The sequence below is a fragment of the Naasia sp. genome (genome assembly GCF_025465545.1).
In the GTDB taxonomy this organism is placed as follows: domain Bacteria; phylum Actinomycetota; class Actinomycetes; order Actinomycetales; family Microbacteriaceae; genus Naasia.
Genome location: NZ_JAODMK010000012.1, coordinates 33,592 through 54,732, shown reverse-complemented (window position 1 = coordinate 54,732; position 21,141 = coordinate 33,592). Strand labels below are relative to the sequence as shown.

12 protein-coding genes are annotated in these 21,141 nt (G+C 67.8%); 8 read left to right on the top strand and 4 right to left on the bottom strand.

Going from position 1 to position 21,141, the window contains the following annotated elements; genetic code table 11:
- The coding region (locus JWR33_RS03745) for an acyltransferase family protein (protein WP_297409591.1) at positions 1-534 on the bottom strand (534 nt) is incomplete at its 3' end.
- Positions 535-538: 4 nt separating this feature from the next.
- Positions 539-1,948, bottom strand: coding sequence for a sugar transferase (locus JWR33_RS03740; protein WP_297409590.1), 1,410 nt, complete (start codon positions 1,946-1,948; stop codon positions 539-541).
- Positions 1,949-2,249: 301 nt separating this feature from the next.
- On the opposite strand from JWR33_RS03740, the gene JWR33_RS03735 reads away from it, so the two are divergent.
- From JWR33_RS03735 to JWR33_RS03715, 5 genes are all read left to right on the top strand, one after another.
- Positions 2,250-3,668 (top strand): O-antigen ligase family protein, encoded by a 1,419-nt coding sequence (locus JWR33_RS03735; protein ID WP_297409589.1) that lies wholly within the window; start codon positions 2,250-2,252, stop codon positions 3,666-3,668.
- A 184-nt stretch (positions 3,669-3,852) separates the two neighbouring features.
- Positions 3,853-4,302 (top strand): adenylyltransferase/cytidyltransferase family protein, encoded by a 450-nt coding sequence (locus JWR33_RS03730; RefSeq protein WP_297409587.1) that lies wholly within the window; start codon positions 3,853-3,855, stop codon positions 4,300-4,302.
- A 426-nt stretch (positions 4,303-4,728) separates the two neighbouring features.
- Positions 4,729-5,925, top strand: coding sequence for a DUF1972 domain-containing protein (locus JWR33_RS03725; RefSeq protein WP_297409592.1), 1,197 nt, complete (start codon positions 4,729-4,731; stop codon positions 5,923-5,925).
- Positions 5,926-5,960: 35 nt separating this feature from the next.
- On the top strand, positions 5,961-6,986 hold the full coding sequence (locus tag JWR33_RS03720) for a DUF6492 family protein (protein ID WP_297409585.1): 1,026 nt from the start codon (positions 5,961-5,963) through the stop codon (positions 6,984-6,986).
- Positions 6,987-7,125: 139 nt separating this feature from the next.
- Entirely contained in the window at positions 7,126-10,362 is a 3,237-nt protein-coding gene (locus tag JWR33_RS03715) for a LamG-like jellyroll fold domain-containing protein (protein WP_297409584.1), read from the top strand.
- A 128-nt stretch (positions 10,363-10,490) separates the two neighbouring features.
- Here the strand turns inward: JWR33_RS03715 and JWR33_RS03710 are convergent, their stop codons facing one another.
- Complete coding sequence (locus JWR33_RS03710; protein WP_297409582.1) at positions 10,491-12,605, bottom strand: acyltransferase family protein; 2,115 nt, start codon at positions 12,603-12,605, stop codon at positions 10,491-10,493.
- 141 nt (positions 12,606-12,746) lie between these two features.
- Here JWR33_RS03710 and JWR33_RS03705 point away from each other — a divergent pair, with 141 nt between their 5' ends.
- The 3 genes from JWR33_RS03705 (at position 12,747) to JWR33_RS03695 (ending at position 19,610) form a co-directional block, all read left to right on the top strand.
- Complete coding sequence (locus JWR33_RS03705) at positions 12,747-13,427, top strand: hypothetical protein (RefSeq protein WP_297409581.1); 681 nt, start codon at positions 12,747-12,749, stop codon at positions 13,425-13,427.
- Positions 13,428-13,560: 133 nt separating this feature from the next.
- Positions 13,561-18,657, top strand: a complete 5,097-nt coding sequence (locus JWR33_RS03700; RefSeq protein ID WP_297409580.1) for a PKD domain-containing protein — start codon at positions 13,561-13,563, stop codon at positions 18,655-18,657.
- Positions 18,654-19,610, top strand: a complete 957-nt coding sequence (locus JWR33_RS03695) for a glycosyltransferase (protein WP_297409578.1) — start codon at positions 18,654-18,656, stop codon at positions 19,608-19,610. Before JWR33_RS03700 ends, JWR33_RS03695 begins: the two co-directional genes overlap by 4 nt.
- Here the strand turns inward: JWR33_RS03695 and JWR33_RS03690 are convergent.
- Positions 19,583-20,755, bottom strand: a complete 1,173-nt coding sequence (locus JWR33_RS03690) for a glycosyltransferase family 4 protein (protein ID WP_297409576.1) — start codon at positions 20,753-20,755, stop codon at positions 19,583-19,585. The genes JWR33_RS03695 and JWR33_RS03690 overlap by 28 nt on opposite strands.
- Between the last annotated feature and the right edge of the window lie 386 nt (positions 20,756-21,141).

The following is a 21,141-nucleotide window of genomic DNA, read 5'->3' as shown; positions in this document are numbered from 1 at the left end:
ACCGCTTCGGGCGACACCGTTACCCGCAAAGAAGAAAGCTGCGAAGAATAGGAAGTATTTAGGGAGCCCATCCGCCAGTGGAGTTGAGATAAGGAGGAGCGCGATGCAGATAGTCCCCGCGTTCACTCGCGAGACGAGAGGGGCGAGGAGGTAGTAGCAAAGAAGGAAGAAAATATACCAAAGGTACCCGGCCGCGACCCATGCCAGTGGGTCCCAAATAGGTCGTACTCCTTCTCCGAGCAGAAGAAAAAGGAGACACCATACGAGGTAGGGCCAAGCGATATTACGGACCTTACCCGAATAATACCTCCTTAGCCCCTTGGCAAGAGAAGGCGGAAGTAGCATGCCGGAAAGGAACATCAGGGTGGGCATCCGAAACGGCGCAAAGAACTGATTGAAGACGCGAAGTGCTTCAGGAGTGGGAATCGATGACTGGTGGGCCACGTCCTGCACATGTAAGAGGACCACCAGGAGTACCGCCCCCCCTCGAAGGAGGTCCATCCAGTGGACGCGCACGCGCTCCTCACCCGACATCACGCTAGATTGCGTCCGCGCCAGGGGCAACTACGGCTCGAGCGGTTTTCCATAGGATAATCAGGTCCCCGGTTATCGACCAGTTCTCCACGTAGTAGAGGTCAAGTCGAATCGCGTCTTCCCAGGAGAGGGAGGAGCGACCGCTAACCTGCCACAGCCCGCTCATTCCCGGTTTCAGCAGAAGTCGACGTTCGGCGGCAGTGTCGTAGAGAGCGACCTCGCCAGCGATCTGTGGACGGGGCCCCACCAAGCTCATGTCGCCCCAAACTACGTTGAGTAGCTGAGGCAGCTCATCCAGCGAGTACTTCCTCAGTACACGACCGATCGGGGTGATGCGCGGATCGTTCTGGATCTTGAACAGCGGCTTTTCGCTCGTGCCCTGGGCCGCGAGCAGTGCCGCCAGTTCCTTGTCGGCGTTCGGCCGCATGGAACGGAACTTCATCATGCCGAAGGGCTGGCCGTTCTGACCGATCCGCTCCTGCCGGTAAAAGACCGGTCCGGGGCTCGTCAGCTTCACGAGCGCGGCAAGGCCGAGCAGGATCGGGGACAGCAGGAGGACGAGGACTCCCGAAACGACGAGGTCGAAGACGCGCTTCGCCACCACCTTTCCGCCCTCGAATCGGGGCGTCTCGACATGCAGCAGCGGGAGCCCGGCTACAGGGCGCGTGTGGATGCGAGGACCCGCGATGTCCGTCAGGCTCGGGGCGACGACGATGTGCTGGCGGCCCGCCTCGAGGCTCCAGCTCAACTGTCGAACCCGGTATGGCGGCAACTCATCGCTGCTCGTGATCGCCACGGTGTCCGCGCCGGACTCGGCGACGATCGACACGATGTCATCCAGATCCGACCAGACCGGAACCGCCGAGCCGGCAAGGACCGCAGAGGGCGACGCATTCGGTATGCAGGCGCCCACGACCCGGTAGCCGGCGTCGGGCTGACGGGCGAGTTCCGTGGCGAGGTGCGCAGCACTCACTGCCGACCCCACGATCAGAACGTTGAACGAGTACCCTCCCGACCGGCGCTGGACGCGCAGCCACTGCCGCCACATCCAGCGCGAGGCGAAAATCACGATGAGACCCAGCGGAAGGGCCGTGAGGAAGTAGCCGCGTGCCAGGTCGATCTCCAACAGGTATGCGCCGATCGCGATCGCCCCGAACACCGAGAAGCTCGCCCGGACCACTCGCCGGTACTCCGTGAACTCCGTGCCAATGACTCGGTGGTCACGGGTCCCCGACCACTTGAGCGCCGCAAGCCATAGACAGGCGATGAGGATCGAGACGAAGGTGTAGTTCACCGCGAGCCGAGTGGTCCCGTCGACGGCCGCCTGGCCGGCATCGAAGCCGAACCAGATGAATTCGGTGCCGATGACGGCCCAGATCACAGCGAGCACGTCCGTGATTCGGAGGCGGTTCATGTAGGCCACTCGCCAGTCGTCGCGAGGAGGAACGCGGGCCGGTGGGCGCTTTCGGCGCTCACGATCGGTACGCGTATCCTGCACTGAACTGCTCCCCTGCTTCTTGTGGCGCCAGTGCCGTTGCGGTCTTGCTGCCTGTGACGCTAACGAGTGGGATGACTAGGAGCGGCCGATGTCACACAGAATTTACACAGTCGCCCTGTGGCAGCGGATTATGTTCCTTTCCTCACGCTAATACACCACGAGCCCCCGAACGAGGGTGTCCCTCACGACGGGGGCAGGACGCTCCTACGCTGGGGACATGCTGACGCGCCGCCCGTTCCTGCACGGGTACGCCGTGGTGGCCCTGTTCTCGCTGTTCGCCGGGGAGGCGCTGCGGAACACACTGAGCTGGTACGGGTTCGCGGTGTGGGACGCGGCGGTGCTCCTGGTGTCGATTGCGGTGTTCGTCGGGCTCCTGAGGGAACGGGCCTCGCAGGGGGGAGTTTCGAGACGCCCGTTGCGCGGACTCGTCAAGCCCCGTGCGGGCGCTGTGGCGCCCGCATTGGCGCTCGGCCTCTTCGTCGTGTGGTGCGCGCTGTCGCTGGGGTGGACGCACTATCTGCCGGCCACTCTCCTGGCGGTGTTTGCCGTGGTCACGACAATGTTTGCCGGGCTCACCATCCTGCTCGCGCTCGGGTGGGAAGGGTTCGTGCGGGCGCTGTCCATCGCGCTGGTCGCGATCCTCGCGATGTCCCTGCTGTTCGAGCTGTTCGTCTCGCTCATCGTCCGGCATCCCGTGCTGCCCGTCTTCCCGATCAACGTGGTGCCCGGCGAGAAGGTGCCCGACGCCTTCTACTGGAGTCGCGCGCTGCTCTTCGAAGGCGGACGCATCCAGGGAATCCTCGGCAACGCCAACCTCCTCGGCTTCGTGGCGCTGCTCGCGCTGATCGTGGTCGGATGCCAGATCGCCAGCAGAACCGTCACACGTCGCTACGGGTACGGCGCGCTGGCTCTTGCCGCCCTCATCTATTCGCTCAGCCAGTCGTCCACCGTGACGGTGGCCACCGCAGTGACCGTCGTCGTGCTGGTGCTGATGCTGCTCGCCCATCAACGGCGTCGGCCGGCACTGATCGGGGTCGGCACACTTCTCGTCCTCGGGGTCATCGGTGCGGTCGCGGCGTATCCCTTCTTATTGACGCTGCTGGGCAAGAGCGAAGACCTGACCGGGCGGCTCGACATCTGGAGCATCGTCGCGGGCCTGTTCGTGCAGCACCCGGTGCTCGGGTGGGGGTGGACCAGTTACTGGCAGCCGTGGGTGGAGCCGTTCTCGCATCTGGCCACCCGGAATGGCGTGGTGTATCTGCAGGCACACAACGCCTACCTCGATGTCGCGTTCCAGCTGGGGATCATCGGGCTGGCGATCTTCGTCGCGTTCCTCGCATCAACCGGCGTCGCGGTGGGGAGGCGGGGGGTTATCTCTCCGACCTGGTTTCGAGACGTTGCGGGCTCCTCGACCACCCGGGTAGGCGGTGCCGGCTCCTCGATCGCGGAGGGGAGCGCCGTCGCCGGCTCCGCCGCAGCTTCATGGGTGCTGGGCAAGGTGCTGCCCGGACTGCTGCTGGCCGCCCTTCTCACGCAGGCGCTGGCCGAGAGCCGGCTGCTGGTCGAGGGGAACTGGGCGCTGCTCGTCGTCATCGCCCTCAGCGCCAGCGGCGCGGGGAAGCTGACCGGGCGGTAACTCCACCCCCCGATTGGGTCGCAGACTTCCGAAATCGTGTCCGCTATCTTGAGGACACGGTTCGTTGCTGACTTACCCGCTGCACCCCGAGCGAACCGAACGCCCGCTTACCCGAGCACCCTCGTTTACCCGAACGGAGGTCTGGGCGTCAATGCAGCCATAGTGAAAGCTGTGGTCTTTCCCGATGACCCGAATCGGTTATGCCGCCGGTGCGTTCGACCTGTTCCATGTCGGCCACCTCAACATCCTCAAGCACGCCAAAAGCCAGTGCGATTACCTGATCGCCGGCGTCGTGAGCGACGAGATGCTCCGTGAGACGAAGGGCATCACGCCCGTCATCCCCCTCTCCGAGCGTCTCGAGATCGTGCGCAACATCCGCTTCGTCGATGAGGCGCGCGCCGAAGTCGTCCCGGACAAGCTCGACACATGGCGCGAAGTCCAGTTCAACGTCTTCTTCAAAGGCGACGACTGGCGCGGCACCGAGATGGGCGTCCGCCTCGAACGCGAGTTCGCCGCAGTAGGAGTCGAGGTCGTGTACTTCCCGTACACGATGTCGACCTCCAGCACCCAGCTGCGACGAGCGCTCGATGCGATCACCAACACCGCCGCAGCTCGCCAGGTCTCCAACGCCTGAGCCGCCCTCCCCGCAACACCTGACACACCTGACACACCTGACACACAGCACCTGACAAGTGCAGGCGCCCGGTCCCCACCCAGGACCGGGCGCCACACACCGGAGTCCCCCGCTCCGGCTTACCCGAACACCTGTACCCCCGAAACAGGAACCCACAGTGAAGACGCCTCTGGCGTCCCGGTCGCCCCGCCGGAACGCACCCCGCACCCTCTCCGTCAGCACCGCCCCCCAGGCGGGAACCCGATGAGCGAGCTCCGCGACGACTCGATCGAGCCCAGCCGGCACGACCGCCGCCTGCGCGCTGACCGCAACCTCGCCCGTCTGCGCGCCGTGGACCCGTTCGAGGAACTGCTGCGCGACGCCGCCGCGTTCAACGAGCCGCAGCCTGCCGCCCAGGCGGAGCCTCTCAAGCGCCTGCGCATCGCGATGGTGGGCACCCGCGGAGTTCCCGCCGCCTACGGCGGGTTCGAGACCGCGGTGGAAGAGATCGGGCAGCGCCTCGCTGCTCGCGGCCACGAGATCACCGTCTACTGTCGCACTGCCGACACGAACCGGCCGGCCGAGCATCTCGGCATGAAGCTCGTGCACCTTCCTGCGCTCAAGAAGAAGACTCTGGAGACGCTCAGCCACTCCGCCCTGTCAGCGCTGCACATGCTCTTCCACCGCCGTCAGGACATGGCCTTCGTCTTCAACGCGGCCAACGCCCCGTTCGTGCCGATCATCAAGGCGAAGGGCGTCCCCGTCGCGGTGCACGTGGACGGGCTCGAGTGGAAGCGCGGCAAGTGGGGCAAGTGGGGCCGCCGGTACTACCGGATGGCGGAGGAGTTCTCCGTGCAGACCGCCGACGCGCTGATCAGCGACGCGCGGGGCATCGCCGAGTACTACGAGACGGAGTTCGGAATCCCCACCGAGCTGCTCACCTACGGATCGTCGCAGCTCACCGACGTCGCCACCGACAAGCTCGCCAAGCACGGCCTCACCCCGGGCAAGTTCCATCTCGTGGTCGCTCGCTTCGAGCCGGAGAACCACGTGGATGTCATCATCCAGGGCTACTCCGCCTCGCGTGCCCGGTACCCGCTGGTCGTCGTCGGTTCCGCTCCCTATTCGGCCGAGTACACCGACCGCATCGCCCGGATGGCCGAGGCCGACCCGCGGATCAAGATGATCGGCGGCGTCTGGGATCAGGATGAGCTCAACCAGCTCTACGCCCACGCCCGCACCTACCTGCACGGTCACTCGGTGGGCGGCACCAACCCGTCGCTGCTGCGTGCCATGGGTGCCGGCACCGCCGTTGTGGCGTACGACGTCGTCTTCAACCGGGAGGTGACCGGGTCGGATGGTCTGTACTTCTCGGACGCGGCCTCGCTGATTCCGACTCTCGAGCGCATCGAATCCGCCGAGTGGAAGCACATCGCCGTGGGGGCCGCTCTGCAGCAGCGCGCCGAGGAGATGTACGACTGGGACAAGGTCGCACTCGGCTACGAGGAGCTCGCCATGCGTCTCGCCGAGGGAGAGAGCATCCATGGCATGTCCAACGGCCGCCGGCGCAAGCGGGGCTGGGAGTCCACCGCGCAGGAGATCCTGCCGCAGGCGGTGCCGGCCGGCGCTCGCGACGGCCGGTGAGAATGGACAGCACAAGTCAGACGGGAAGGGCGGACGTGAGGACAGGCCCTCCCACCTTCGTCAGCCTGGTGTACGAAGCCGAGTATCCCCTGCTGCTGCTGCAGGCTCGGTCGATGAGCAGATTCCTGCCCGAGCACCTCGTGGCAGAGCTCCTCGTCATCGACAACTCGGCGCGCGCGATGCCGGCGAGCGTGCGGGAGAAGCTCCTCTCCAGCTACGGGGCTCTCGCGCCCCGGGTGCGCATCCTCCGGCCAACCGAGATCAGCACCGTTCCTGCCGCGACCGGCTGGCGCAGCCAGCAGGTTCTCAAACTCGCGGTCGCCGAACTGGTTCGAAGCGACAGGTATGTCGTGCTCGACGCGAAGAACCACCTGGTCGCTCCTGCAGAGGCGTCCTACTTCTTCGCCTCCGACGGTCGACCGCGGCTTCGCGCCTACAGCTTCGCCAGCCACCCGCTTCGGCGGGACCTGGAGCGCGTCCTCGACTACCTCGGGCTCGACCCCGCTGCGCACGTCGAGCACTTCCCCGCAACGGTGACGCCGTTCCCCTTCGACACCGCCCTCGTCCGGGCGATGATGAGCGACATCGAACGCCGTGCCGGGCGGAGCTTCGCGCGCGAGTTCGTCCGTGCAGACCTCACCGAGTTCTTCCTCTACACCGGCTGGATCCTGTCTTCCGGCACGCCCATCGGCACCGTGTACGAGCTGCACGAGGACCCGAATCCCACGGTGTGGCCGCGCGGCGCTCACACGGCCGGCGTCAGGGCGGCTGTCGACGCCGCGGCAAGCGGACGCTCCCCGTTCTTCACCGTGCACCGGCGCGCCTTTCCCCTGTTGGACGCAGCCGCCAGGGGGCAGCTCGCCGACTTCTGGTCCGACCGCGGATTGTTCGACTCAGCCGACGACGCAGCTGTGTTCCTCCGCCGCTACGGCCGTCAGGTGGCGCGCAGCAGCAGGGCCCAGCGAGTCCGGGAACTCCCCCTGAAAGTGCTCTCGCTGCCTCGCAAAGTCCGGGAGCGACTGCTGCGAAGGAGGACCGCTTCTCCAGCCCGACAGGGCTAGATCACCCTCTGCATGGGCGGAGCGCGCCCCAATTCCGCCCTATCACCCCCATTTTCCTAGCGAAACCCCTCGGCCTTCCCCTACAGTCGCCGCCAACCGGCTTACCCGATCCGCCGTTCTTACCCGAAAAGGCTTACCCGTGGCCAAATCCAATTCTTTCCGTTTCCGCTCCCTGACTGTCGCGGCCGCCATCTCGGCGCTCGTGCTCGGCGCGATCTCCGGCGCGCCCGCTGTGGCGGATACCGCGCCCGCGTCAGGGACCCCGGAGACGGTGTCCAGCGACCCGTTGCCCACGGTTCAGATCGACGGCATCGTCTGGTCGCAGGTGATCGTGGGCAACACCGTCTATGCGGGTGGCAAGTTCGCCAACGCTCGCCCGGCCGGCGCCGCTGCAGGCACCAACCTGACGCCCAGGAGCAACCTGCTCGCATACAACCTGACCACGGGTGCACTCATCACCAGCTTCGCGCCGACCGTGAACGGCGAGGTGAAGTCGGTCGCCGCCTCGCCCGACGGCACCCGCCTGTACATCGGCGGACTGTTCACCGTGGTGAACGGCCTGAGCCGCAGCCGGGTGGCCGCGTTCAACATCGCCACCGGCGCCCTCGTCTCCAACTTCAGGCCCGTCGCGAACACCACCGTCGAGACCGTGAAGGCGACCAACTCGACCGTCTACCTGGGCGGCAACTTCACCGCGATCGGCAGCACCGGCCGCATCCGCAGCGCCGCGATCTCCGCGAGCACCGGTGCGGTCCTTCCCTTTGCGCCCGTCGCCGACAAGCGGGTTCGGGCCATCACCATCTCGCCGGACGGCAGCAAGGTCGTACTCGGCGGAAACTTCACCACCCTCAACGGCTCCGGCAACCCGGGCTACGGACTGGCCGCGGTGGACGCCGTCACGGGTGCCCTGCTGCCCTGGGCTGTCAACAGCAAGGTCCGCGACGCCGGCGACGACGCGGCCATCTGGAGCCTCAACTCGGACAGCGACAGCGTGTACGGCACCGGGTACCACTTCGGCGCCGGCGGCAACCTCGAGGGAACGTTCCGCTCCGACTGGTCGGGCAACCTGATCTGGGTCGAGGACTGCCACGGCGACACCTACTCGTCGGCGGTGAGCAACGGCGTCGTCTACATCGCGGGCCACCCGCACTACTGCGGCACGTCCGGCGGGTTCCCCCAGACGACCCCCACCTGGACCGTCCAGCGGGCGATGGCCTGGACGAAGGCCCTGTCCGGAAGGACCGCCAACAACAACACCCTCGGCTACGCGAGCTGGGTGGGCACCCCCCTTCCCTCGATGCTCAACTGGTGGCCGGACTTCATCACTGGCAAGGTCAGCGGTTCCGGCCAGGCCGCCTGGAGCGTCGCGGCGAACTCGCAGTACGTGGTGTACGGCGGGGAGTTCCCCGGCGTCAACAGCCGCGCCCAGCAGGGACTGGTCCGCTTCGCCGTCAAGTCGATCGCGCCGAACGACGATGGCCCCCGCCTGAAGGCAGCTGCCTTCGTGCCCACCCTGAAGTCGCCGGGTGCGGGAACGGTGGAGGTGTCCTGGCTGGCCAACTACGACCGCGACAACCAGGTCCTCAGCTATGACCTCATCCGCGACGGAAGCGTCCTTCGCACCGTCTCGCAGGCTTCTCGCATCTGGTGGGATCGCCCGCAGATGACCTATCTGGACACCGCAGTGGCGGCAGGAAGCACGCACACCTACCAGCTCCGAGCTACCGATCCATTCGGAAACACGGCGCTCGGCGACCCGGTGAGCATCACCGTGGCCACCGGCGCTGCGCTCAGCAACTATGCGAAGGCAGTCTTGAGTGACGGCGCCGCGCACTTCTGGCGCCTCAACGAGAAGAGTGGCACCGCCCTCACCGACACTGCGGGCACCAACGATGCTGTGGCAGGGTCCGGTGTCGTCCTCAACCGGCCGGGTGCGATCTCGGGCGACAGCAACACGGCGGCCACCTTCTCCGGTACGAGTGCCGGGGTGGCGGTGGCCCAGAGGTTGGTCCAGGCTCCCGACACCTTCTCGGTGGAGGCCTGGTTCTCCACGGTCAGCAAGACGGGCGGCAAGATCGTCGGCTTCGGCGAGAAGCTCTCCGGCGACTCCACGTTCTACGACCGTCACGTCTACCTGGACGGAACCGGCCGCATCTACTTCGGCGTCCTGAACCCGGCGAAGAGCACGGTTCAGAGCGCGTCCGGATTCAACGACGGCAAGTGGCACCACGTGGTCGCCACGCTCAGCTCCGCCGGGATGCGGCTCTACGTGGACGGCGCGCAAGCCGCATCGCGCACCGATGTCACCTATGGGCAGAACCTCGCCGGCTACTGGCGGATCGGCGGGGACAGCACCTGGACCGGCGCCAAGTACCTGGCTGGCGGCATCGACGAGGTCGCCGTCTACAACAAGGAGATCTCGGCGGCCACCGTGAATGCCCACTACGTGACGGGCAAGGGCAGCACGCCTCCTCCCGTGGTGAACCTTCCGCCCGCCGCCTCGTTCACCACCTCGGTGAGCGGCGCGTCGGTAGCGGTGGACGGTTCCGCTTCAACTGATGCCGACGGCACCATCACGAAGTACGCATGGGAATTCGGTGACGGCGGCACTGGGCTCGGCGCCACCACGGATCACACCTACGCCGCGTCGGGCACCTACACGGTGAAGCTCACCGTGACCGACGACAGCGCCGCGACCGGCAGCACCACGCAATCGGTGACGGTCACGGTGCCGCCTCCTCCTGCCGACGACGTGCTGGCGGCCGACGACTTCAACCGCACGACGAGCTCCGGCTGGGGCTCCGCTACACGAGGCGGCCCCTGGACATTCAACGCCGCCTCCACTCCGTACTCCACCGACGGCAGCACGGGCAACATCTCGACCTCGACGGCCGGCCGGACCCTGGAGGCGTACCTCCAGGGAGTCTCGTCCTCGAGCTCCGACGTCCAGGCGACCTTCACCCTCGGGGCGGTGCCTGCGGGCGGCAACGCGCAGGTGTCGGTCATCGCCCGCCGGGTGACCGGATCGGGGGACTACCGGGTGCGGGCCACGGTGACTCCCGCGGGGGCAGTCAGCCTCCAGCTGCAGGGGCCCGGGATGACCTCCCCCGCTGCGGCGAGCGGCATCACCTACACCAGCGATATGAAGCTCCGGATCCGGATCCAGGCGGAAGGGGTCAACCCCACTCTCCTCCGGGCGAAGATCTGGGTGGCAGGAACCGCTGAGCCGGCGAACTGGCTCACCTCCAAGTCGGACACGACGGCGGCTCTGCAGGTCGCGGGGTTCGTGGGGCTCATGAACTACCTCGGCGGTGGCGTCACCACCGTGCCGGCGGTCATCAGGTTCGATGACTTCACGGCGAACCAGCTCCCGTAGGGTCTGAGACGGCAGCCGCCTCTGTGGCGGCTGCCGTCTCTGTGCGTGGAAGCCGGCGGCGATGTCCGGTCGGGCACGGATTCCCTGCCCGGTGGGCCTGCCCGGGCGCCGGCCGGGCCGCGGTTCGGTCAGCCGGCCAGCGCGTCAGCCAGCGCCTCGTCGAGGAAGGGCGCCAGCGTCGTGATGTAGAGGGCGCTCACGTGGTGCCCGTCGCGATACACGAGGACATCTCCGATCACCGGAGCGCAGGTGTCCCGTGAGCAGAACCTGTCGGTGAGATCCAGCACGGCCACGTTCCCGTTCACCCGAGCGGCCTCCACCTCGGGATCAGGCACCAGGCCCTTGGCGCGCGTGAAGGAACAGGCGATGAGGTAGTCAGGGGTTCCCGCGACGCACCTCGGCGCGTCGGGGATCCCCGCGCTCACGGGCTGAGGAGTGTCGCGGATCGCGACGATCCGGGCGCCCGAGGACTGGACCGCCCGCCAGCTGGTGTCGATCTCGGAGACGTTTCGGGCGAGATCCGCGTCAGTCTTGGCCGCCCCACCCACGATGCTGCTGCGCATGGAGACCACGACGACGTCGTAGTGGCCGTCGACGAGCTGCTGCAGAGCCTGGTCGTTCCACTCGACGCATCGGGATACGACCCCGAGGCCGCCGGCAGGAATGGTGGAGAGGCCGCAGCCGGACCTGAGGTACGTGTCGAGGTGCCAGCCGTTCCGCAGGGCAAGGACCCGCATCGCGGACATCCACTGTGCGGCGTGCGAGTCGCCGACGAGCGCGTATCGCGGAGCCGCCGGGTCCTTGGAGCCGAAGGAGCAGACGATGACCTCGGTTCCCGAGCTGGACTGCTGGCACGGCGGGTCCCGCCGATCGCCGGTGTCGAGCGCCGCGACGATGGGATCCGGGTAGATCGCTCCTGTGCCCTGTTGCGCACACTTCACGGGATCGGCGAGCGCCGCCGCGCCGAAGCACGGGACCGTCAGTGGGTCAGGCAGGGCGTCGAGTACAGCCTGGGCTTGGCTGGCCTTCGCCGAGCTGACCGCCCACCCCGCGCCGCCGACGACGCTCACCAGCACCATCCCGGCAGCGGCGAGGGTGAAGATCCGCCGCCGGCTCACCGCCTTCTTCGGCTTGTCAGCCGTGCCGGGCCGGTCGATGCGGAACGGGTCCTCGATGAACCGCTTGCTGGCCCAGGCCAGCACGAGCGTGACGACGAGGATGAGTGCCTTGAGCGGATTGGAGAGGGGAAGCCCCAGTCCCAGCGGCAGCAGAACGATGAGCGGCCAGTGCCAGAGGTACACGGAGTAGGAGATGTCGCCCAGGAACTGCACCGGCCGGAGCGCGAACAGCGGGGCCGGGGAGGCGGGCCCGCGTCTTCCCCGCCCTGCGATCACCATCGCAGTGCCGAGGACCGGCACGAGAGCCAGATAGCCGGGGAACGCGGAGGCGTCAGTGTAGGTGAGTGCGGCGGCGAGGATCGCGGCCAGCCCCAGCCAGGTGACGGGGACACCCCACGCTCCCACTTTGGGCGCCTTCGCCAGCCAGATGGCGAGGAGGGTGCCCGCGCCGAACTCCCACACGCGAGTGCCGGTGTTGAAGTACGCGCTGGCCTGGTCCACGGCCGTGGACACAGCCGAGTAGGCGAGCGAGACCACCACGACGATCCCCACCAGGACCGCGAGCACGCGGCGCACCGGCCAGCCGCGCCGTGCGGCGAGGGTGCAGCCGAGAAGAAGGAAGACGGGCCAGACGAGGTAGAACTGCTCCTCCACCGACAGCGACCAGAAGTGCTGCGAGGGGATCACGTCGGCCGACGCGCCCAAGTAGTCCACCGCGTTGAAGAGAAGGGACCAGTTCTCCACGTAGAACGCACTGGCGACGATGTTCTTGCCGGTGTCGATCCAGTGCAGCTGCGGCGCCCAGACAAGTGTCGCGATGCCCGCTGCCAGGAGCACCGTCAACGACGCAGGGAGCAGCCGGCGAATGCGGCGGGCGTAGAAGTCGCTGAGGGTGAATCGCCCGCGCTCAAGAGAACGAATCACATGAGCACTGATCAGGTAGCCGGAGATAACGAAGAAGACGTCGACACCGACATAACCGCCCCGGAGATATGCGGGCCAGAGGTGATAGAGAACGACGAGGAGCACCGCGATCGCGCGGAGGGCCTGAATCTCGACCAGAAAGCCGCCATTCGGCGTCGCCGCTTCCGCACGGCGCGGCGAAGCAGCGAGTGTTCGGGTCACTCCGCAAGTGTAGGGAGCGGCCCTCTGGGAGGCATTCCCCCAATAGAAGGGGAACGAATGCTGCGCGATCCTCGCCCCGCGAACGAGCGGCGGAGACTATATTTGCTCTCCCGGAGCAACTATCCAGATTGCGAGCTCATCGTGACCGACGACGATCCAGCAACGCCTGAGCGGACGTCGCGACGCCGCACTTGGGTGATCGTCGGTGTCGCCGTCGTCGCCCTCCTCGCTCTCACCGGCTTCATCCTCAGCGCAGTTCTCGGCGGAGCGAAGCCCGGGCCCACCTCCAGCCCCAGTGGCGCCACGACCTCTTCACCGACGGCGACCGCGCTTGCCTCACCCACGGCCTCCCCCTCCGTGTCCCCGTCCCCGTCCGCGTCAGCGGCGCCCGCCCCGGATTCGACGCCCGTCGGCAAGCCGATGGAAGAGGTCCCTGCCCCGTTCGAGAGCACTCCGGCCGTCGAGCCGGGACTCACCGTGGCCGTCACCTCGATCAAGGCGATCAAGGGAACCGCAGACGCCCCCGGTGAGATCGCCGGCCCCGCTCTGCAGTTCGTCGTGGAATTCACGAACTCCACGAAGAAGAAGATGTCGCTGCAACAGGTCGCCGTGAATGCGGATTACGGAAAGGACCGCACTCCCGCAATCGAACTCGAGCAGGAGGAGAGCTCCATGGTCCCGGCCGAAGTGGGTGCCGGAAAGACCGTGAAGGGCTCGTACGTGTACAACGTTCCGCTCGAGGAGCGCGACCTCGTGCGGCTCCTGGTGTTCACCAGTGTCGACGCTCCGATCATCGCCTTCGAGGGCGAAGGCCCCCGCTGAACCCAGCCCTGCCGCACGATTCCGGGGATGGCCCCCTAACGCGGGGCTATCCGACCCCCGCGAATCCTCGCTTATACTTCGGGCTACTGGCGCTTTACCCGAAAGCAGCCGATACCCACCCGAAGGCTTACCCGTGGCCATTTCTGTTCCTGCGCGCGTTCGCGCGCTGACGTCGTTTCTGACCGCTTCCGTGGTCCTCGCAGCAGGGCTGTCCTTCGTGGCGCCCGCCTATGCGGACACCGCTCCCCTGGCGGGAGTGCCGGAGACGGTCGCCTCCGACGTTCTGCCCACCGTGCAGATCAACAAGTCCGGAATCGTCTGGACTCAGAAGATCGTCGGCAACACCGTCTACGTCGGAGGGTCGTTCACCAGCGCCCGCCCCGCCGGGGTCGGCGAGGGCGGAGCCGGTCAGGTCGCGCGAGCCAATCTCCTCGCCTACGACATCAGGACGGGCGTGCTGAACACCTCGTTCGCTCCCACCACCAACGGTGAGATCAAGACCATCGAGGTGTCCCCTGACAAGACCCGCCTCTACATCGGCGGAAACTTCACGCAGGTCAACGGCGTGGTCCGCAACCGCATCGCCGCCGTGAACATCGCGGACGGCTCGCTGATCACCACGTTCAAGCCTTCGGTCAACAAGATCGTGGACGCCATCGGTGTGCACGGCAGCACCGTCTACCTGGCCGGCGACTTCACGGCCATCGGGTCCTCGGCACGGCTGCGGGGCGGCGCGGTCTCGGCCACCAACGGAGCCCTGCTCCCGTTCGCTCCCGCCATGGACCGCCGTGCGCGCGCCATGGTCGTCAGCCCTGACGGAAGCAAGGTGGTCTTCGGGGGCCACTTCACGACCCTCAACAGCCAGGGTGGCCCGAATGTCGGCGATGACGCCGGCTACGGCCTCGGCGCCGTGGACTCGGTCACCGGTCAGAACCTGGCCTGGAGCGTCGCCAAGCGCGTGAAGAACGCTGGCGCCGACGCCGCCATCTGGAGCCTCAGCAGCGACTCCGACAGCATCTACGGCACCGGCTACCACTTCGGCGGCGGCGGCAACCTGGAGGGCACCTTCCGCGCCGACTGGAGCACCGGCGACCTGATCTGGGTCGAAGACTGCCACGGCGACACCTACAGCGCTGCGCAGGGCAATGGCGTGGTCTACATCGCCGGGCACCCCCACTACTGCGGCACGTCGGGCGGCTACCCCCAGACCGAGCCGTGGACCGTGCAGCGTGGTCTCGCCTGGTCCAAGGCGCCCTCCTCGAACGTCGCCAACGGCAACACGCTCGGCTACCCCAGCTGGGAAGGCACAACCATCCCGAGCCTGCTCACCTGGTACCCGGACTTCTACACCGGCCCCAGCGGCCAGGCTGCCTGGAGCGTCGCGGCGAACGACCAGTACGTGGTCTACGGCGGCGACTTCCCGGGAGTGAACCAGCGCGCGCAGATGGGCCTCGTCCGGTTCGCGGTCAAGAGCATCGCACCCAACAAGGACGCCCCTCGCCTCGCCGGCGCGGACTGGACCCCCACCGTGAGCTCCTACGCCAAGGGCACCGCCCGCATCGGCTGGCTCGCCAACTACGACCGCGACAACGAGCTCCTCACGTACGAGCTCCGCCGCGACGGGCAGCTCATCTACACGACCAGCGCCGGCTCCAAGGCCTGGTGGCAGCGACCGCACCTCGGCTACCTCGACACCGGCCTCGATGCCGGGAGCACCCACACCTACCAGGTGAAGGCGATCGACCCGTACCTCAACTCCAAGCTGAGCGCTGCGGTCAGCGTCACGATCTCCGCCACCGGCGAGGTCAGCGACTACGCGCAGGCTGTGCTCGACGACCACGCCAGCACCTTCTGGCGCCTCGGTGACCCGTCCGGCTCCACCTCGGTGGTCGACTGGGCCGGCTTCAACGACGGAACAGCCGGCAGCGGCGTCGGCTTCGGCCAGAGCGGCGCCATCAACGGCGACTCCAACGCTGCGGCGACCTTCTCCGGCGACGGGACCGGCCTCGTGGCCAGCACCACCCCCATCGACGGCCCGCAGACGTTCGCCCTGGAGAGCTGGTTCAACACGACCAGCACGACAGGCGGCAAGATCGTCGGCTTCGGCAACAGCAACACCGGCAACTCCAGCGCCTACGACCGACACATCTACATGGACGGCAGCGGCACCGTGTACTTCGGGGTGTACCCCGGGTTCACGGCCACCGTGCAGAGCAAGGCGGGTCTCAACGACGGCCAGTGGCACCAGGCGGTCGCCATGATGGACGCGTCCGGCATGCAGCTCTACATCGACGGTGCGCGAGTCGACCGGCGCAGCGACGTGACCTCGGCCCAGGGCTACTCGGGCTACTGGCGAGTCGGCGGTGACAGCGCGTGGAATGGCGACAACTACTTCGACGGCAAGATCGACGACGTCTCGATCTACGACGGAGCGCTGACCCGCGACCAGGTCCGTGAGCACTACACGCTCTCCGGCCGCACCCTTGCGGGCGCCGTCGTCCCGACCGATGCCTACGGCAGCACCGTCTATGCCGCACAGCCGGACCTCTACTACCGTCTGGGCGAGACCTCCGGCACGACCGCGGTGGACTCGAGCGGCAACGGCAACGACGGCACGTACGCCAACGGGGTCACGCACGGGGCCGCCGGCGCCGTGGTCGGCACCACCGACACTGCCGGCTCCTTCGACGGCAACGACGACACCGTCTACACCAACCGCCGGTTCAGCAACCCCACCACCTACTCGCTGGAGGGCTGGTTCAAGACGGACTCGACCTCGGGCGGAAAGCTGATCGGCTTCGGCGGCAACCAGACGGGGAACTCCGGCAGCCACGATCGCGACGTCTTCCTCAGGGCGGACGGCACCATCGTCTTCGGAACGTGGACGGGCGGAACAAATCTCGCCACAACGGCCCCGGGATACAACGACAACAAGTGGCACTACGTGGTCGCCACGCAGTCCTCCGCCGGCATGAAGCTCTACGTCGACGGCTCTCTGGCCGGCCAGAACGGCCAGACGGGCGCCGAGAACTCCGTCAATTACTGGCGCATCGGCGGCGACACCACGTGGGAGAGCTGGTTCTACCTCCGCGGCTCCATCGATGAGATCGCCGTCTACGGGTACGCGCTGAGCGCCTCCGACGTCCTCAGCCACTACAACGCCGGCAGCTCCGGCACTCCCGCGAATGTCGCCCCGACCGCCGCGTTCACCTCGACCTCGACCGGCCTCACCCTGTCGGTCGACGGAAGCGGCTCGACCGACTCCGACGGCACCGTGAGCTCCTACGCCTGGAACTTCGGGGACGGAGGCACGGCGACCGGGTCGACCGCGGGCCACACCTACACGACCGCGGGCGACCACATCGTGACCCTCACGGTGACGGACGACGACGGCGCGAGCGACAGCGTCACCCACACGGTCACGGTTGCCGCTGCCAACGCACCGCCGGTGGCAGCCTTCAGCTCCAGCTCGGCCGACCTGGTGGCCACCATGGACGCCAGCGGATCCAGCGACTCCGACGGCACCGTGGCCAGCTACTCCTGGAACTTCGGAGACAGCACCAGCGGAACCGGCGCAAAGACCGAGCACACGTACGCGGCGGCCGGTACCTACGACGTGATCCTCACGGTCACCGACGACAAGGGAGCGACCGATTCAGTCACCCATCCGGTGACAGTCACCGCCGCTCCCCCGGCCACCGGTGACCTGGCTCGCGACGCATTCGACCGCACCCTCTCCGCCGGTCTCGGCAACGCCGACCTCGGCGGGGCATGGACTGCGACAGGCTCCGCGACGAGGTACTCGGTCAACGGCACCGGCAACGTCACCTCGGTGGCGGGCAGCACGCTGACCGCCACCCTCGGCTCGGCCTCCTCGACCGACACCGAAGTGCAGGTGACTGCGTCGATGACGCAGGCAGCCACCGGTGGGAACCACTACATCGCCGTCATCGGCCGCCGGATCGGCGTCAATGACTACCGGGTTCGCCTCGCGATCGGCACAACTGGCGCCGTGACGATGCAGCTGCAGCGCAACGGCACGACGCTCACGAGCGGTGTGGTCGCCGGGCTGACGATGGCCCCGGCTGACAAGGTCCGGATCCGGCTGCAGGTCACCGGAACGTCCCCGACCACGATCCAGGCGAAGGTCTGGAAGGTGGGCGGCACGGAGCCGGCCGCCTGGCGCCTCACCACCACGGACAGCACTGACGGCTACCAGAGTGCGGGCGGAGTGGGTATCGCGACCTACCTCAACGGCGCTGCAACCGCATCGGTCACGACCCGGTTCGACGACTTCTGGGCAGGGCCGACCGCGTCTGCTCCCCCGGCGCCGACGAATGCCGCCCCGACCGCCGCCTTCTCCTTCACCACGACCGACCTGGCCGCCAGCTTCAACGGCTCCGGGTCGAGCGACGTCGACGGCACGGTGGACGGCTACGCGTGGACCTTCGGAGACGGCGGCGTCGGCACCGGCGCCACCCCGAACCACGACTATGGTTCGGCCGGCACCTACTCGGTGAAGCTCACCGTGACGGACAACAAGGGCGCGACGGACTCCATCACGAAGTCCGTCACCGTCGCCGCTCCGGTCACTCCTCCCGCCGGGCCCCTGGCCACTGACGACTTCGGTCGCGCCGTGACCGGCGGCTGGGGCACCGCCACCACCGGCGGCACCTGGACGCTGAAGGCCGGGGGGTCGTACTTCTCGGTCGACGGCGCGGGCAAGATCACGACCCCGGCAGCCGGCAAGACGATCGAGGCGTACCTCAACGGCGTCTCCTCGACGGCGACCGAGGTCAAGGTCAGCGTCGGCTTCGGACCGCTCCCGGTGGGCGGAAACGTCTACGCCGCTGTCGTCGGTCGGCGCACGGCAACCGAGGACTACCGGGTGCGTGTCACGCTCACGCCGGCGGGTCAGGTGCAGCTCGCGCTGTACCGCACCGGCGCGGCGGCGCTCAAGACCGTGACGCTGTCGAACCTCACGATGGCGGCGGACGAGCGACTGCAGGTCCGCTTCCAGGTCACGGGCAGCGGGGCGACCACCCTCAATGCCAAGGCGTGGAAGGTCGGCGCCACGGAGCCGGCCGCGTGGCAGGCGACCGCGACCGACAGCACCTCCTCGCTGCAGGTCGCGGGCGGGGTGGGCCTTGGCGCCTACTTCGGCGGTGGCGTAACGTCGCTGCCGAGCGTCGTCTCCTTCGATGACCTGCTCGTCACGGAGGTGAAGTGACCGCGGCGCGACTTCGCGGAACGGCCGGCTCGGGCTCCCCGCTCGTGGTGATCGCCGCACTGACCTACCGGCGGCCGGACGACCTGGCTCAGCTCCTGCCGAGCCTGGTCGCCCAGGCCGAGTCGGTGCCCGAGCAGGTCGAGATCCTCATCGTCGACAACGACCCCGAGGCGGGCGCCGAGGGCCAGGTGCGTGACTTCGGTCAGCAGGTGCGCTACCACCACGCGGCGATCCCAGGAATCGCAGCCGCCAGGAACGCCGCACTGGATGCGTCCGGCGATGCGGACATCCTCGTCTTCATCGACGACGACGAGCGGCCCGTCGAGGGCTGGCTGCGAGACCTGCTGTCCACCTGGAAGAAGTTCGAGTGCGCAGCAGTGGTGGGACCGGTCATCTCGGAGTTCGGTGCGGAACCCGAGGAGTGGGTTCGTGCAGGGCGATTCTTCGACCGGCGCCGACTCCCCACCGGAACCGTGACCGGTGTTGCCGCGACCAACAACCTCCTCCTCGAACTCTCCGCGGTCCGGCCCCTGGGTCTCCGCTTCGACGAGCGATTCGGCCTCACGGGCGGGTCGGACACGCTCTTCACGAAGCAGCTGCACGCGGCAGGCGGCACCATCGTCTGGTGCGACGAGGCGATCGTGCTCGACATCGTTCCCGCTGAGCGGGCCACACGGCAGTGGGTTCTGAGGCGCGCGTACCGTACCGGCAACAGCTGGATCCTCACCTCGCTCGCCCTCGAGGCCTCGGCGGCCGGCCGGCTCCGGGTCCGAGCGCGTCTGCTCGCCCAGGGTCTGGCCCGCCTTGCGGGAGGTGCGGGGAAGGCCCTCGCCGGGCTCCTGCTCCGCCGTCTCGACCTTCGCGCGCGCGGGATGCGCACCGCGGCTCGCGGTGCCGGCCTGGTGGCCGGAATCGCGGGCGGCGTCTACACGGAGTACCGGCGCTCGGCCTGACCCGACTCGCGGAGCAGCGGACGCCACACGGCTTCGAAGTCCTCGCGGTACCGATTCAGGGAGTAGCGCCTCTCGAACTCCTCGCGCGCCCGCCGGCCCATCGTTCGGGCATCTTCGCGGCTGAGGGAGTCCAGGACACGTCGCAGGGCCCGGGCGTCCCCCAACGGGAACAGCCTGCCGGTCACGCCGTCCTCGACGATGTCGCGAAGCCCTCCACCGTCGCTGCCGACGACCGCTCTGCCTCTGCTGAACGCTTCGATGGCGACCAGACCGAACGGCTCCGGGGAATCCGACGGGACCACGAGGAAGTCCGACTCATCGATCGCGGGCGTTGTTGAGGCGACCTCTCCGCGCACCTCCACCGACTCAGGAGCGAGAAGGCCTCCGACCATCGCCGGCACATCGACCGACTCACCGGCAGGGGGCGGGCCGCCCAGGATCGTGAGGAGACCGGGCGGCGGGCCGTCGTTCCAGGCGGCGAGCAGGGTGCCGTGCCCCTTCCAGGCGTTCCAGCGGCTCGCCATCACATAGCGCAGGCGCGCCTCCCCCGCCGGCAGGGGAACGGGCGGGAGTGGCGGATCTTCGACCGCGTTCACGATGACCCGCGACCGCCGCCCCAATGGCCCGCGGACCGACTCGGACACGGCCGTGGATATGCAGATCGCTGCGTGCGCCGACCGCCCCAACAACCCGAGAACCTGCCCCTCGACCCCGGACCAGATCTCCTGCACATGCACGAGCACGGGAGCGCACCCGGCGAGCCGGGCGACAGGCCCGGCGACCAGCAGCGCTGACGTCGCCAGGTAGACAGCCGGCGCACCCGAGCGTCGCAGCAGGGCGAAGAGGGTGAAGGACCGCGCTATCAGGCGCAGGAGCCCAAGAGGACTCTTCAGATAGCGACGCCGGAGCACCGGAAGCTGCTCAACCCGCCAGGAGATCCCGCGCGCGTCGAGCTGCGCGACCAGGCCGTGCTCGGCGAGAGGCACGTCATGCGGCAGCCACACCTCAGGTGTGAGTGCAGGAGGAAGGGTGTCCAGCACGTTGAGGAGCATGCGATCCGAGCCGTAGAGCTCAGTAGACGAGTGCAGGAACACGACCGTCGGGGTGACGCCGGTGCGCCCCGGATGCCTCACGCTGCGCTTCACACCGTCAACGGTATCCCCCGTCGGCCTCGCGGCGACGCCCGCCGCGGCGAGGGAAGAGCGCGCCCCAGTCTCCTTCTGTTCGGGGGACAGATGGTTGAGGGTTTCGTCGTCCTCTGCCTGTGGAGAACCGGTGCTGCCGGCTCAGCATTACGGGACCGGCCCTGGGGAGAACTCTCTGTCCCCCATCGCCGGGCGCCCTCGCAACACGCCCACTCCCCTGCCTGCCCCCCTTTCGAGGGGTGTTAGGTTGGCACCTGTTCGAGCGTCGGTCAACCCCTTTCTTCGGGCTTGACAGCGCTTCTCGCATCGACTGATGGACCGCACGGGTATGCGGTTTCTTCGTCATGCCTGACGACAAGGTTGGTACATGCACGCTCATCGGGGAA

Excerpts from the sequence above, each read along its gene's own strand:
- JWR33_RS03740 (WP_297409590.1), bottom strand. The coding sequence starts at position 1,948 with ATGAACCGCCTCCGAATCACGGACGTGCTCGCTGTGATCTGGGCCGTC.
- JWR33_RS03735 (WP_297409589.1), top strand. The coding sequence starts at position 2,250 with ATGCTGACGCGCCGCCCGTTCCTGCACGGGTACGCCGTGGTGGCCCTG.
- JWR33_RS03730 (WP_297409587.1), top strand. The coding sequence starts at position 3,853 with ATGACCCGAATCGGTTATGCCGCCGGTGCGTTCGACCTGTTCCATGTC.
- JWR33_RS03725 (WP_297409592.1), top strand. The coding sequence starts at position 4,729 with ATGGTGGGCACCCGCGGAGTTCCCGCCGCCTACGGCGGGTTCGAGACC.